At 39.4% G+C, this 14,278-nt stretch carries 15 protein-coding genes; all 15 read right to left on the reverse strand.

The genetic code is table 11. The annotated features are described in order from the left end of the window. The coding region (locus Q0376_RS00965; RefSeq protein ID WP_298703115.1) for an ANTAR domain-containing response regulator at positions 1-544 on the reverse strand (544 nt) is incomplete at its 3' end. 52 nt (positions 545-596) lie between these two features. Continuing rightward, positions 597-2,156, reverse strand: a complete 1,560-nt coding sequence (locus tag Q0376_RS00970; RefSeq protein WP_298703116.1) for a histidine kinase dimerization/phosphoacceptor domain -containing protein — start codon at positions 2,154-2,156, stop codon at positions 597-599. Between the two features lie 28 nt (positions 2,157-2,184). Further along, entirely contained in the window at positions 2,185-3,201 is a 1,017-nt protein-coding gene (gene tsaD, locus Q0376_RS00975) for a tRNA (adenosine(37)-N6)-threonylcarbamoyltransferase complex transferase subunit TsaD (RefSeq protein ID WP_298703117.1), read from the reverse strand. A gap of 10 nt (positions 3,202-3,211) precedes the next feature. Next, a complete protein-coding gene (gene rimI / locus Q0376_RS00980) occupies positions 3,212-3,670 on the reverse strand; it encodes a ribosomal protein S18-alanine N-acetyltransferase (protein WP_298703118.1) in 459 nt (152 codons plus the stop codon). A 16-nt stretch (positions 3,671-3,686) separates the two neighbouring features. After that, complete coding sequence (tsaB, locus tag Q0376_RS00985) at positions 3,687-4,448, reverse strand: tRNA (adenosine(37)-N6)-threonylcarbamoyltransferase complex dimerization subunit type 1 TsaB (RefSeq protein ID WP_298703119.1); 762 nt, start codon at positions 4,446-4,448, stop codon at positions 3,687-3,689. After that, positions 4,432-4,932 (reverse strand): tRNA (adenosine(37)-N6)-threonylcarbamoyltransferase complex ATPase subunit type 1 TsaE, encoded by a 501-nt coding sequence (gene tsaE, locus Q0376_RS00990; protein WP_298703120.1) that lies wholly within the window; start codon positions 4,930-4,932, stop codon positions 4,432-4,434. The genes tsaB and tsaE overlap by 17 nt, the downstream gene beginning before the upstream one ends. Positions 4,933-4,941: 9 nt before the next feature. Next, positions 4,942-5,925, reverse strand: coding sequence for a thiamine-phosphate kinase (gene thiL / locus Q0376_RS00995; RefSeq protein ID WP_298703121.1), 984 nt, complete (start codon positions 5,923-5,925; stop codon positions 4,942-4,944). A 122-nt stretch (positions 5,926-6,047) separates the two neighbouring features. Continuing rightward, positions 6,048-6,617, reverse strand: a complete 570-nt coding sequence (locus Q0376_RS01000) for a GerMN domain-containing protein (RefSeq protein ID WP_298703122.1) — start codon at positions 6,615-6,617, stop codon at positions 6,048-6,050. A 5-nt stretch (positions 6,618-6,622) separates the two neighbouring features. Then, the gene (locus Q0376_RS01005; RefSeq protein WP_298703123.1) at positions 6,623-7,780 is read right to left on the reverse strand and encodes an N-acetylmuramoyl-L-alanine amidase; all 1,158 of its coding nucleotides are present in this window, start codon (positions 7,778-7,780) and stop codon (positions 6,623-6,625) included. A 278-nt stretch (positions 7,781-8,058) separates the two neighbouring features. Further along, positions 8,059-9,030 carry a ComEC/Rec2 family competence protein gene (locus Q0376_RS01010; protein WP_298703124.1) on the reverse strand — a complete coding sequence of 324 codons (972 nt, stop codon included), beginning with the start codon at positions 9,028-9,030 and terminating at the stop codon, positions 8,059-8,061. Positions 9,031-9,159: 129 nt separating this feature from the next. After that, a complete protein-coding gene (locus Q0376_RS01015) occupies positions 9,160-10,719 on the reverse strand; it encodes an NAD(P)H-hydrate dehydratase (protein WP_298703125.1) in 1,560 nt (519 codons plus the stop codon). Positions 10,720-10,825: 106 nt separating this feature from the next. After that, positions 10,826-11,188 carry a holo-ACP synthase gene (acpS, locus tag Q0376_RS01020; RefSeq protein WP_298703126.1) on the reverse strand — a complete coding sequence of 121 codons (363 nt, stop codon included), beginning with the start codon at positions 11,186-11,188 and terminating at the stop codon, positions 10,826-10,828. A gap of 183 nt (positions 11,189-11,371) precedes the next feature. Beyond that, a complete protein-coding gene (rpe, locus tag Q0376_RS01025; RefSeq protein WP_298703127.1) occupies positions 11,372-12,181 on the reverse strand; it encodes a ribulose-phosphate 3-epimerase in 810 nt (269 codons plus the stop codon). A gap of 4 nt (positions 12,182-12,185) precedes the next feature. Continuing rightward, a complete protein-coding gene (rsgA, locus tag Q0376_RS01030) occupies positions 12,186-13,046 on the reverse strand; it encodes a ribosome small subunit-dependent GTPase A (RefSeq protein ID WP_298703128.1) in 861 nt (286 codons plus the stop codon). A 7-nt stretch (positions 13,047-13,053) separates the two neighbouring features. Then, a partial coding sequence (locus Q0376_RS01035; protein WP_298703129.1) for a PASTA domain-containing protein occupies positions 13,054-14,278 on the reverse strand: 1,225 nt, incomplete at its 5' end.

A 14,278-nucleotide genomic window follows, 5' to 3' on the forward strand; every position in this document is an offset into this window, starting at 1 on the left:
TTCTCTCGCAAGTGGCAATAATTGTGATTTGTTTATCCATACTAAATTGGCGAATTCTACGATATGCTTCAGCTTCCGTTATGCTATATAAATCCTGTAGAATGCCAGTAGCTCTGGCAATTAATTTTCGCTCTTCTAGGCTGGCTTCTAATTGGGAAATATTTTGTTTTAATCTCATATCATCTTTATAACGATGATAGGCCATTTCAAGGGTTGGCAATAATTGCTCCTCCCGTACAGGCTTTATTAAATAGCCATACACACCTGACTGGCCAGCTTTTTTTACTAAGTCACTTTGACTATATGCTGTGAGTAGTACAACGGGGGCAATTCCTTTATGACGAATTTGGCGAGCCGCTTCAATGCCGTCTAAGTCAGGCATTTTTACATCCATTAGAATTAAGTCAGGCTGTAAGGTAATTCCTAATTGAAGCGCCTCTACGCCATTTCGTCCTTCCCCAACGACTTCGTGGCCAGCGGATTCTAATTGATCGCGTAAGTCCATGCGAATCAGTGATTCATCATCTACAATTAAAACTTTCATTGTCTCTTCCTTCATTTCTCACCAGTGCTAAAGATAATTAGCGCTAGGTTCATTATTGCTCTTCCGGAAACTCCAAACTAACAGTAGCACCTTCACTATTTTTACATAACAAGGTACCATTTAACTCATTTTCTACTAAATTCTTTATAATCTGTAAACCTAAACGAGAGGATGTAGTTACATCGAAGTTTGGTCCGAAGCCACAACCATTGTCCTCTACAATTAATAGGATTTTATTAAGTATATGACTTGCTTTGATTTTAATATAAAAATGTGTAGCTCCATAACTAGGAAGTTGATGCTCCTTCGTTTGAACTATTTCAGTAAGATTATAATGATCCATAATTTGATTAATCTCACTACGTATTTGATACTCTTTTGTTTGAGCAACTTCAGTTTGAGTAACTTCAGAAGGAGATGCTTCATTAAGTATATTAAAGCCATGTTCTAGGCTATTGGAAATGAGTTCATTTAATATAAGTGATATATAACTCCCTCGATGAGAGGAAACGACGATTTTAGGTCCCTCATATATAAACTCTATTTTTTGATGGGGCCGCATCATAGCAAGGCGCAAGAGGCGAAATAATTCTTCCCCAATGGTGCGCAAATCTATGTAATCTTCATCATAATGAGAGATTAATTCGTGAACTAATGCCATGCTTTCAATACGACTTACTCCTTCACGTAGGGCCTTTTTCACTTCTTCATTATGAGAGCGGCGCCCTTCCATACGCAGCAAACCTGCTACCACTTGTAAATTGTTTTTTACGCGATGGTGTATTTCTTTGATTACCGAGTTTTTTACTAATAAAGCTTGCTCTTGGCGGCGATACTCCGTACGATCCTTGAGAATTAACATACTTCGTTTCTTTCGATTGCCAATACTGATAGGAATCACTCTTTGCTCTAATACAATATCGCCATAAATTTCCTCTGCAATGGCCCCCCGATGCATCTGTAAGGCTTGTTTTACCCAACTCATTTTTAATGAGCCACCATATACAGAGGTATGAAGTAGACGTCGATCAAATCCGAGTAAATCCACCAGCCTTGATGCTGCTTCATTGGCATATAGAATGAGGCCCCCATCATCAAAGATAATAAGCCCATCTCGATAAGAAAGAGGTGTATATAATTCTGGTTCCTGTTGCATAGGGACGAGCATAGCCATATAGGTGGTTTCTGCCAAAATATCAGCTAGTTTAGTTTCCTCTTCGCTTTCTTTGTGACCGAGGCCAGCGTGAATAATGGCAATACCACCAATACAGCGGCCCCCATTGTCAATAATAGGAAAAGCTACTAGGCGTTCCATATGGCCTAGTTTTCGCTCCATATATCCTTTTACAGGCGCCCCTGTATGAAGTACCTTCTGCCAGAGTCCCATTTCAAAGGGCTGCACCTCTTTATATTGGTCTAACTTAGCATCTATATTCTCCTCGGACCAATATATAATATTTCCGTCCTTATTAGTGGTATATACATATACCTCTTGCTGCGGTAAAGAGGCAGCAAAAGGTAGAAGCTCTAAAATTGTTAAAAGAAGCTTCTGCTGCATATCGCTTAAGTTAGTAACCTTTTTTAGAATATCTAATTGAGCTAATTCTGCCATATATAACCTCGAAATTAGTACGATATATTTATTCCCCTAATGGAATAGAGGGTTTTGCATTTAAATGTAAATTTGAAAACTTCCCTGCCTTTGCCATATAGTAGGCGCGGCATCCAATCATGGCCGCATTATCTGTGGCTAAGATTGAACTTGGCTCATAGAAGGTAAAGCCTGATTCTTCACACATGGCCCGTAATGCAGCTTGTAAATGCTTGTTAGCGGAAACGCCACCAGCTAAAGTGATTTTAGTTTGCCCTGTAGCTAAGACGGCTGCTTTCGTCTTTTCTACTAGGACTTCAATAATAGATTGTTGGAATGAGGCTGCTACATCTGGTTCATTAATTTCATGCCCCTTTTGACGTTCATTGTTAATGTAGTTAAGGACTGCGGATTTTAAACCACTAAAGCTAAATTCAAAATTTCCTTTTTCTTGCAAGGCTTTAGGAAATTCAATAGCATGAGGATTACCAGTAGCACCAACACGCTCAATTTCAGGACCGCCTGGATAGGGATAACCTAATACGCGTGCGATTTTATCAAAGGCTTCACCAGCCGCATCATCCCGAGTTTGGCCAAGTACTTCATAGGTTTCATAGTCTTTTACAATAACAAGCATTGTATGCCCACCAGATACAACAAGGCTTAAAAATGGCGGCTCTAACTCTTTATGGATTAGAAAATTGGCAAAAATATGCCCTTCCATATGATGTACCCCTACTAAAGGCTTCCCAGTTGCAAATGCCAAGCCTTTAGCGGCGGCTACCCCCACTAAGAGGGACCCCACTAGACCAGGTCCATAAGTAACACCAATGTGATCTATAGAATCTAAGTTTACATTAGCATCTTCTAAGGCTTTGTTCACAATGGGAATGACCTGCTCAATATGATGTCGAGAGGCAATTTCAGGTACAACGCCACCAAATTTTTGATGAATGGGAACTTGACTGGATATTACATTAGATAAAACAGTTCGGCCATCTTTAAGAACGGCTGCTGATGTTTCATCGCAACTGCTCTCTATGGCCAATGTATATGTATGATTCATATATTCTCCTTTATATTCCTTCTTCTTTGATGCGGGACATGATGTACGCATCTTCTTGAGGATCTGAATAGTAGTTTTTGCGCACCCCTTTTACAGTAAAACCGAGACGGCGGTATAGGGCTAGGGCACCTAAATTTGATAGGCGTACTTCTAAGAAAATTTCGTTCATCCCTTTTTCAAATAACTGGCGAATTAACTTCCTTGTCATCATAGCGCCATACCCTTCGCGGCGATATTCTGGGAGAACAGCAATATTAGTAATTTGCCCTTCGTCAAGCACTAACCAAGCGCCAGCATAGCCTATAATTTTGCCATCTAGGTCCGCTAAAATATATAGCCGTTCGTTTTCTTTCGCTTCCTCTAGCTCAGCTGTAATCGACTCTAATGACCAGGGCGTGGAAAAGCAGGCCGCGTCCACTTCATAAATGGCCTTAGCATCTTCTATGGTTGCACGACGTAATGTAAGCATAGCTACCTCCCCGATGTTATTTAATCTGTGAGGCTACTTCGGTAACGATAACTTCAGCTTTGGCTAAGGATTCTGCAATCTTAGCTTCCGGATGACGCTGCTCCCACAGTACTTCAGCCTCAGAGCGGCGCATATAATAAGGGACTAAGGTATCACTTTCATCTAGGCCAGCTTGAAATTTTGGTAGGGCTGCCAATAATAAGGAGCTCGCTTTAGGTACTCGTAAATGAGGCGGCGCAACAGTTATATTCGTATATGTTTCCTTAATGTCAGCGAGTATTTTACTAAGCCCATCACCCAATACTGTAACAGCTTCTTCCCTATCATTAAGGGCTTGTAAGGCATCGTCGCGCTTTTTTAATACAGGTGCCTGAACACAAACTAACTGTCCCTTTTCCCAGCGATAGAGACCTTCATAGACTTGTTTTTTCTGCGCATCAATCATAATACCTATAAGACCTTGCGTATTATAAAAATTGTGAGCCATACCGTCTAAGGTCATAATCCCTATAAGGGGAATCTGTAAAGCAAATGCTAAGGCTTTTGCTGTGCCTAAGCCAATACGTAAGCCTGTAAAGGAGCCAGGTCCAATGCTTACAGCAATTCCTTTTAAATCGCTGCGCTGTACTTTACTTTCATTTAATAATATTTCAATATGAGGCACTAACTGTTCTGAATGAGTTAGCCCCGCTTGGACTGTTAATTCATTAAAAATGCCCTTTTCATTCATAAGTGCAACGCTTGATACGGCGCTACTCGTTTCAATTCCTAAATACATAGGTGCCTCCAATTTGCTCTAATTCATCTTGACTTAGTTCCGCTGTTTCAAATTGTATCCTTCGACTGTCTTCACTAGTCCGTTCTATTCGAACCCATAATACTTCTAAAGGCAATGCATCTGGAAATTTATCGGCCCATTCTACAATGCTGAGCGTATCTTCTGTAAATTCGGCAAAGCCGATACCATCAAGCTCTGCTTCATCGTCTAAACGATACACATCAAAATGATATAAAGGTCCATGGCCTGTTTCATATGTATTCATGAGGGCAAAGGTGGGACTCGTCACTTCTTCACTTACGCCAAAGCCTTCGGCAATTCCTTGGGCCATATGAGTTTTGCCAGTTCCTAAATCACCGACTAATGCAATGCAAAGTGGCTTAGTATATTCTTTTATAAACTGTCCTAACTGTATGCCTATTGCTCTCGTCTCTTCCACCGATGAAGAAAGACATGTCATATATTGTAATGCTTGCTGATTCATAGTAGCTCCTTATTTTGTAAAATGATTATACCCTCTCGCATCCATTGTTACAGTGCGCCCTTGTGCCGTATGGACTGTTACAGTACCGACTGGATGAGCTTCTTTAACATATCCTATGGGCTTAATGTATTCCTTCAAGGTGCAATGAATATAGGATTCCTCACTCATTGTACCTACGAGTTGAAAGTCTTCTCCTCCAAACCAAGCAAATTCATATGGATTGAGTAAGGCCTTAGCACTTAATAATTGTGTTTCATTATGAAGTGGTATCTGTTTTTCTTCAATGACTAATTCTACGTGAGACGCTTTGGCGATTTCATTTAATTCACTACTTAATCCATCACTAATATCATTTAAGGAATGACAGCCACAATCGTTTAACGCTTGTCCAATTTCAACTTGCGGAATTGGCATTTGATGGGCTTTCTTTATTTCCTCATAGTGCAGTAAATCATGAGTCAGCGCATAAAGGCCAGCCGCTGCACTGCCCACGGTGTGAGTTACGAAGACTATATCACCAACTTGAGCTCCATGACGATAGATAGCTTGTCCACTTGGTACTTGACCAATAAGTGTTACATTAAGCACTAAGGGACCTGTGGTGCTAACAGTATCACCACCAATTAAATTGACCTTATATTTTTTTAAGATTGTTTTTAAGCCTTGAAATATATCCTGTATATAACTAAGTTCCATTTCTGGCGGTAAGGCAATGGAAATAACTGCTTCTAGCGGAGTGCCTCCCATGGCCGCAATATCACTAATATTAGCAGCGCCTAAGCGAAAGCCTACATGAAAGGGCGTTGTTGTTTGCTTTGAGAAATGAATCCCTTCCACCATCATATCGGTGGTAATAAGCTGCTCCATGTGAGGCTGTGCTTTATAAACTGCACAGTCATCACCAATGCCATAGACAACAGTCTTCGGCTCATATATGGTATTGTCTTTTATTAAATCGATGAAACCAAATTCACCACAATCTTTTATGTTCATAATATACCCTTCTTTATATTTTACATGTACATTTAATTATATCATATTAAGGAAGGCCTAAAACATGTAAAAAACTCTTCCCATATAACCTAGTCAGTCTATAGGAAGAGTTTTAATTAAATTTATTTTACAATTTGTTTTTCCATGCGCTCTAACGGCTCGGATACATCATAGCCGCCATACACATCAATGGTTTTACCATCGACTAAAAATTGTACACTAGTTACACCATCAAATTCAGTGGCTGTATTAACCAATGCGGCAAGTCGCAATTGAGCTGTTAAACCATCCACATTTGATTTATCTAAAAATTCTTTAGATAAGTCAATAATGGCCGTGTGATTTTTTAGATTTACGCCATTTACTTTGGTTCCCTTAGGAAAGATTGGATACGATTGGCGACTATCTTCATCTAATAAGAAGGTAATGGCATAAGCCATCGTCTTTTTGTCGCTATCAACAGTGAATAATTTTGGTGTAACCCCTTTACCATTATCTAGCGGCACATAGATAGTCATTTTTGACATGCTATCTTGGCTTTGCTTCGTTGTTGTATTACTTTCCTTAGTTGCTGTAGCCTCAGTGGCTTTATTAGTTGAGGTTGGTGTAATTTGATCTGCACTACAACCGGCGAGCACTAGTAAAAGGGCACTGACCATGGCTACTACAATAAGACGTACATGCTTAGTCATCTTTATTACCCCCTAAAATAATTTTCCACACCTGATGCAATTTCATCAGCAAATTGCTGTTGTACACTGTCTTTTTTAAGCAAGGCTTCTTCCGAAGGATTGGAGATAAAGCCAAGTTCAACTAAAACAGCAGGCATTAACGATCTGCGAAGGACATAAAGATTACCTGGTTGAATACCACGGTCGCCACCAAATCCAGATTCATCAGCAATATTATTTTGGATTCGATTAGCCAATTTAGTGTCATATTGTGTTTTTTCGTAATAGTACGTAGCAATACCACCTACTGATGGATTACTAAAGGAATTAATGTGCACGCTAATAAATAAATCTGATTTTGAGCGTGTGCCCACATCCACGCGAGCTTGTAATTCATCAGGCCCACTTGCATTTGGACCATATACATCTACATCAGTAGTACGAGTCATATACACTTTAGCACCTTTATCTTCAAGGGCTTTCTTCAATTTCATGGAAATTGGTAATGTTACATTTTTTTCCATTAAACCAGTTGGTCCAATAGCACCTGGGTCAGTACCGCCATGACCGGGGTCAATGGTAATAACTTTACCAGCAATGCCACCTGTTGTACGGTAGTCTACCTTAGCAGCTACAGGCGCCGTATTGGAATTAGGAATAACTACGGGCTGCTTAGGTGCTTTAGGAGCTGTTTTACTTGTATTTACAGCGACTGTTGGGGTTGTTTTAGTACTGCCATAGTAGGTAGTACGAGGTTCTACCCCTTTTTGTTGAATATCAATTACCATACGATCTGGCTTATTATTAGCCTTATCTTTCTTCAAAGAAAAGACTTTAATATCGCCTACATCAATAGAAGTTGGTGTTTTTAAAATCACATTGGTTGCTTTTCCATCTTGGTCTAGTTTAGCAGACTTTACAATCTTAGGATTCATATTCAACTCTTTGTTCTTTGATTTTTCTTTTGTGTTCTTTAATGTTACCGTCGTTGTAGTACCGCTCTTATCAATTGATGCGGATGCTTCCACTGGGGCCGTTAAATTTAATACTACTCGTACAAAGGGTACGGGGGCATCATTTCGGGTTACCCAATACATATCACTTACTTCGGCGGATTTAGCTGATACTATGGAAAAAGGTATCATAGCTATTGCTAGTAATAGCATCATCCAAATTTTACGCAACGTAATCACTCCCATCAACTATTTGCGCGGCTTGCTTTTTAGTTTGTACAAGATAAACTAATTCAAGCGTCATACGTAATTATTTAAAATTTTCAAAGAATCATTTTAAGACTAGTTTATTATACCATAGTTTTTTGAAATAAAATGATATGTATCGAATTTTCATAAATAGTTCACAAAAAAATACGCTATATAGTACACAAAATATATGCGTGGTACTATATAACGTATTTGAGTTTTACCTAAAAGGTTGACAAGATTTTTTTAAAATTATGAAATTACTTCTCTTGGGTAATTTGCCATGTATTGCCATCACTGTGAATCTGTATAGTGCCCATAGTTTTTGTTTGATATACAGTGATATTTTCTGCTCTAAGACGCTCTAACGCTTCTTTATGAGGATGTCCGTAATCATTATTTTGTCCTGCAGAAATAATAGCAAATTCAGGACGAACGGAACGAAGAAAATCTTTTTGAGACGATGTTTTACTTCCATGATGTCCCACTTTTATAATACGGCTCGACAATTTAGTGTTTTGTTCTTTTATTAAACGATTTTCCTCCGGCTTTTCCGCATCACCAGTGAAAAGCATGGAAAATTTACCAAATTCCAATTTGCCAACAATACTATTATTGTTAAGATCTGCTTTTCCCTTATTATCCATAACAGGGTCGCCTTGCCATGGTGCATAAACGGTAAACTTAGCTCCATTGCCAAAGTCTACAACATCACCTTTATACAATACGGTGCGAGGAATTTTCAAGCGATCTACAGTTTTCATATAGGTGCGATATACGGAGCTACTATAGGTCATGCCATTGTCATACACATGCTCCATAGGAATGCCCGCATCAGCAATGGCAAAAAAGCCACCTAAATGATCGGCATGAGGATGTGTAATAATCACATTTTTAAGCTTTTTTACTTTGTATTGTTTTAAATAGGCCACTAAATTATCACGGTGATCTACATCCCCTGTATCAATAAGAGAGTATTCATCACCTACGCGAATTAAGAAGGCATCCCCCTGCCCTATATCTAAGGCGTACACATCTAATGTACCCTGCACAGCTTCTGTTGATGTGGCCGCTTTAGACTGATTGGCATTTACCATATCTTGTATTTTAGAGCTGCAACCACTTAAGGTAAGGGTTAACAATAGAGTTAACATCATAATGCCTAAGACTTTTGGAATGGACTTAGGATTACTATGAATAAGCTTTTTGAAAAAAGCAAATATGGTTTTCATATACATATACTACCTACTTCATTTTATCTTTATTAAATGCAACACAATTTATCTATTCTACATGTTTATATTTAACCGCAATAATATACATTAAGATTAATATACGTAAACATTTATATATGTAAATGTTTAATCTAATGACAGCAAACGATCTATTTCATATGGAACTTGTGCGGCTACTTCAGACGCTGTAAAGCCCCAAGGTCGTTGTTCTCCTAATGTATCAGCGCTTTTACCATGTAAATAAACACCAAGTAATGCTGCTTCTACTGCTTCTAAGCCTTGACCTAAGAGGGCGGCAATAATGCCTGATAAAATATCACCCATTCCACCAGAGCCCATACCAGGATTTCCAGTGCTATTAATGCCTACAAAGCCATCTGGACTGGCCACTACAGTAGGGGCCCCTTTTAGCACTAATACCACCTTATGAGTAATAGCAAAATCACGAGCTAATTCAACGCGATGGGCTTCAATATATTCAATGGATTTACCCGTTAAACGGCTAAACTCGCCAGGATGAGGCGTTAAAATTGGAGGGACTTCTTTACCTTGTAACTGTTCGCTAAAGGTTAGAATATTCCCCATAGCCCATAATGCGTCTGCATCTACCACTAAAGGAGCTGTAGTTTGAGCCATAAAATTTTTGGTTAAGTTACTAATTTCTTCGTTCCGTCCCAGACCTGGACCAATAACAATGGCGTTTTTACTGTCTCCATGCATGCGTAAATGGATTAAATTGCTGAAGGCACCAGTCATAATTTCAGGGCGTACTTTTGCTTGCATAGAACTTAAGCAATCAGTAGGCACAATGGTAGTCACTTTCCCGGCACCAGTGCGCAAAGCCCCTTCAGCAGCCATAACAGGTGCACCAATCATGCCGGCAGCGCCACCGATAATTAAGACATGCCCATTAGTTCCTTTATGAGCGGTCATTTCTCTCTCCGGTAGTAAAGCGGTGGCCAAATCTTCATCGATTAACTCGGTAGGAAATGATTGGTTCTCTTCATCAAATAAGGCTAATTCCCAATTAAATCCTAGGCCTTGTGTAATGATGTGTCCACAATATTCACGGGCGGGATATAAATACATGCCTTGTTTAGGTGCCCCAAAGGTTACAGTTAGATCAACACCTAAGGTACCATTGGCTACAGAACCGTCATCTGGATGCACTCCTGAAGGCATATCTACAGCTACCACTAAAGTATCTTTATAAATATCTAAATAGGACTCTACTGCATCAAGGATTGCCATATAAGGTTCTCTTAGCTCTCCTTTTAAAGCTGTACCAATTAAGGCATCTACAATAACAGCGACTCCTTCTAAACTATCTACACCATCTTCTAGTGTCATAAGTGGAATATCGAGGCCGTCAATAATTTTTTGTTGCATTTTAAATAATTCTGATTCATTACCGGTTGAGTGAGGACATATGATGCGGACTTCATAACCTTTTTCATCTAAATGGCGAGCTGCCACTAAGCCGTCGGCACCATTATTGCCAGGGCCAGCTAAAATTACAATTTCTTTTTCAAAACGGTGTGTACCATATTTTTTATTTAATTCTTCGTCAATAACAAGGGCTACCCCATGGCCTGCATTTTCCATAAGTAGGGCTGTTGGCAAGGTCCCTTTATTCTCTGCCCAAGTATCAACAAAATGGGCTTCTTTACTAGAAAGGATTCGCATAGTATATTTCTCCTTTTTTACGTAGGTTACTTATATTTTTTTAGAGAACTAAATCACATTAGTTAGACATTTTGTTAGACTGTGCTGAGTGTGTTCTATCCTTTCCTTACGACAGTAAAACAACTGCTGTAGCATAGCTCCGGCAATGACTAATGGATAGTTCAATCGTTGTGAGATTCTTTTCTTTTAATAGCTCATAAAAAAAGCCTGTGCATACTATATAAGGGGCACCTAAAGCATCTCGATGTATTTCGACTTCCGCCCAAGTACCTCCACGAAAGCCTGTGCCTAAGGCTTTAAAAAAGGCTTCTTTAGCCGCATACATGCCAGCCAAAGAGGCTGATTCTTGTTTGCCACGACTTTTCGCATAAGCCAATTCGTGAGCTGTAAAAACGCGGCTTCCAAAATGGGCCCGTTCCATAGCCTTAGCAATGCGCTCTATTTCTATAATATCGGTGCCAATTTTCATAGTACCTCCTATAAACTATTCGTATTTAGAAATTTAATTTTAGTAAGACTCATCTCTATGGGGGTATTTTCAATGCGAATCTTTTCTTTAGATTTCATTTACAATACGAACTTTTCACTAGGTTTATTTACAAATAGAAGCCCTATAAAAAGGGCTTCTATCAAGTTATTAATATGTATATTCCTATTCACCGCGTAAGGTTTTAATCATAGCACCACGATCAGGGGCATTAAATACAGCAGACCCAGCTACTAAGAGTTGAGCCCCTGCGTCCCGTACTAGTGGGGCTGTTTCAGGATTAATACCACCGTCAACAGCTACTATGGCATCATAGCGCTTTACATAATTAAACAAGCTACGAGCTTTTCGAACTTTATTGACTGCTTGGGGAATAAAGGATTGGCCACCAAAGCCAGGATTAACACTCATGATTAATATTTGGTCAATATCAATGGCTATATCCTCTAGAACAGCTACTGGCGTCGATGGATTTAAGGCGATACCTGCTTTCATACCTGCTTTTTTTATAGATTGTACTAAGCGATGCATATGAGGTGTCGCTTCTGCATGGAAGGTAAAATATTCTGCTCCTAAAGCGGCTACTTCATCTACATAATCCTGAGGATTCGTCACCATTAAATGAACATCAAAAGGTAGTTTAGTTGCCTTACTTAAGCCTTTTAACATGGAAGGACCAAAGGTTAAATTAGGAACAAAATGACCATCCATAATATCCACATGTAGTAAATCGGCCCCTTGCGTTTCAATACTTAAGATATCTTCTTTTAATATAGTAAAATCTGCCGATAACATGGAAGGGGCAATTTTAATAAGTGAAGATTTCTTAGGCTCCGCGCTGCTTTCTTTAGTTACTGTATGGACTGTATTATTTACCACATTATTTACTGTATTTGATGGCATAGTTGGTTCAGTTCCCTTTACAGTATTTGTATGATTAGGTCTATTACCCATATGAGGACGTTTGCGTTTCATAATGTCACCACTTTCTTTGACTTTTGATTTCTTCGCGAATTGTTAAATATGAATCATATCGTTCTTTAGCAATCTTACCACTTTCTACAGCGGCTTTAACACCACAGATTGGTTCATGCTCATGGTAGCAAGGACTAAATTTGCAGCCTTCTTCATGGTCATGAAATTCAGGATATAAAGAAGTTAATCGTTCCTCTGAAATATCGCTAAAATCAAGGGCACTAAATCCTGGCGTATCCATAATGAAGGAATTTTCATCAATACTGTATAAGGAGGCATGGCGCGTAGTATGACGACCACGTTTAATTTTATCACTCACTTCACCAGTTTGAAATTGGAATTTAGGTTCAATAGCATTTAAGAGACTGCTTTTCCCCACCCCTGAAGGGCCGGCAAAGGCAGTGACTTTATGATTGAGTTTGCTTTTTAGCTCCTCTATACCTGTACCCGTATAGGTGGAGGCGGTAATGACTTCATACCCTGCCTGTTGGTACATAGTGACTAAGCTTTCATTTTCCTCTGTATGTAAATCCCATTTATTAATGCATAGAATAAGAGGAATATCGGCATGTTCAATCATAACTAATAGTTTATTTAATAAAAGCTCATTAATATCTGGCTCATGAGCAGCTACTACTAAAATAACTTGATCCAGATTAGCTACAAAAGGCCGCTTTAATTGATTTTGACGAGGCAAAATCTCTTCAATCGTACCATCTGTAGAATAGGTAACACGATCTCCTACTAACAGAGAATATCGCTTCTGTTTTAGGCGTCCACGAACTTTACATTCGTGGATGCCACCCATTTCATCTTGCACATAAAAATAACCATTTACATTTTTTATTACAATACCTGTATTCATACATCTCCTATAAGCTTTGATCTTGAACCATTGTACCATTAATATACACTTGGATTCGTACATTGCCTGTACCTGATACGTCTTTTACAATGCGTTCGCCAGGATGGCCGGTGCCATCAAATACGGTACGCGAACCATTATCATCAGCTACTACGATGCGCACTGCTTGATTTGCTTTACCAGATGGAACCGTAATATCTACAGTACCACTGGTTTCCTGACTTTTAGCTGGTGCAGCAGCGGCTTTTTCTTTCGCCTTAGTTTGTAAATCTACAGTACTACCAGAATCTACAGATGAACCAGAAGCAGGATTTTGGGATGTAATGGTAGCATCATCATCGGAAGAGCCGGAAATAGCCCCCACACTTAAGCCTAGAGCACTAAGAGCTTCTTTGGCTTCTTTAAGCGTCATACCATCTAAGCTAGGAATGGATACCTTTTTAGCTTTGACGCGGTTAATTACAATATCTACAGTGGCGCCTTTGTTGACTTTAGAGTCTCCAGGAGGCGATTGCATTAAAATAACCCCATCTTCTTTGCTATCGTCAGATTCATTGCTAATTTTACCAATAACTAGGCCTAAGCCTTTTAAGCGTGATTTTGCTTGGTCTAAAGTAAGTCCCGTTAAATCAGGCATCGTTATGTCCCCGACGCCCTTACTAACTACAAGATGTACAGGACGTTGCTCTTTTACGGACTCACCAGCCCCAGGACTTTGTGAGATTACTTGTCCGGCCGGTACATCAGGATTTGATACTTCGCTAATAGTAACGCGCAAATGATTGTCTTCTAATATATGTTTAGCCACTGACACTTGTTTGCCTACTACATTCGGTACATCTACAGTGGCATTGCTCCAGAAATTACCAAAGCTAAAGAAGGCCCATGCAAAGGCAAAGAGAAAAATCCCAAGAGCTGCTAAAATAATGTACTTACGAGGTAAATTATTGAGCTTGGCAAGCCATCCTTCCTTATTGGAATCGTCATCATCAATGGAGCCCATATAGACGGTGTCATCACTTACAGGATGAATAACATCTGTTACAAAATCATGAGGCACCACACGTGTTGTACGGCCTGTGGCATAGCCTTGAGATAAACGGAGGTCACTGATCATATCTGAAACAGTGGCAAAGCGATCTTCTGGCCGTTTTTCTAATGCTTTCATCACTGCTGATTCTAATAATGGTGGAATGCTCGAAGTATATCTCGTAGGCGGTGTGAGGCGCTCC

Source organism: uncultured Veillonella sp., from assembly GCF_937981445.1.
In the GTDB taxonomy this organism is placed as follows: domain Bacteria; phylum Bacillota; class Negativicutes; order Veillonellales; family Veillonellaceae; genus Veillonella_A.

Bases quoted from the DNA above. Each gene is read 5' to 3' on its own strand.
- Q0376_RS01015 (WP_298703125.1), bottom strand. From the start codon at position 10,719: ATGCGAATCCTTTCTAGTAAAGAAGCCCATTTTGTTGATACTTGGGCA.
- tsaE (WP_298703120.1), bottom strand. From the start codon at position 4,932: ATGAATCAGCAAGCATTACAATATATGACATGTCTTTCTTCATCGGTG.
- acpS (WP_298703126.1), bottom strand. From the start codon at position 11,188: ATGAAAATTGGCACCGATATTATAGAAATAGAGCGCATTGCTAAGGCT.
- rpe (WP_298703127.1), bottom strand. From the start codon at position 12,181: ATGAAACGCAAACGTCCTCATATGGGTAATAGACCTAATCATACAAAT.
- Q0376_RS00970 (WP_298703116.1), bottom strand. From the start codon at position 2,156: ATGGCAGAATTAGCTCAATTAGATATTCTAAAAAAGGTTACTAACTTA.
- Q0376_RS01000 (WP_298703122.1), bottom strand. From the start codon at position 6,617: ATGACTAAGCATGTACGTCTTATTGTAGTAGCCATGGTCAGTGCCCTT.
- tsaD (WP_298703117.1), bottom strand. From the start codon at position 3,201: ATGAATCATACATATACATTGGCCATAGAGAGCAGTTGCGATGAAACA.
- tsaB (WP_298703119.1), bottom strand. From the start codon at position 4,448: ATGTATTTAGGAATTGAAACGAGTAGCGCCGTATCAAGCGTTGCACTT.
- rsgA (WP_298703128.1), bottom strand. From the start codon at position 13,046: ATGAATACAGGTATTGTAATAAAAAATGTAAATGGTTATTTTTATGTG.
- thiL (WP_298703121.1), bottom strand. From the start codon at position 5,925: ATGAACATAAAAGATTGTGGTGAATTTGGTTTCATCGATTTAATAAAA.
- rimI (WP_298703118.1), bottom strand. From the start codon at position 3,670: ATGCTTACATTACGTCGTGCAACCATAGAAGATGCTAAGGCCATTTAT.
- Q0376_RS01010 (WP_298703124.1), bottom strand. From the start codon at position 9,030: ATGAAAACCATATTTGCTTTTTTCAAAAAGCTTATTCATAGTAATCCT.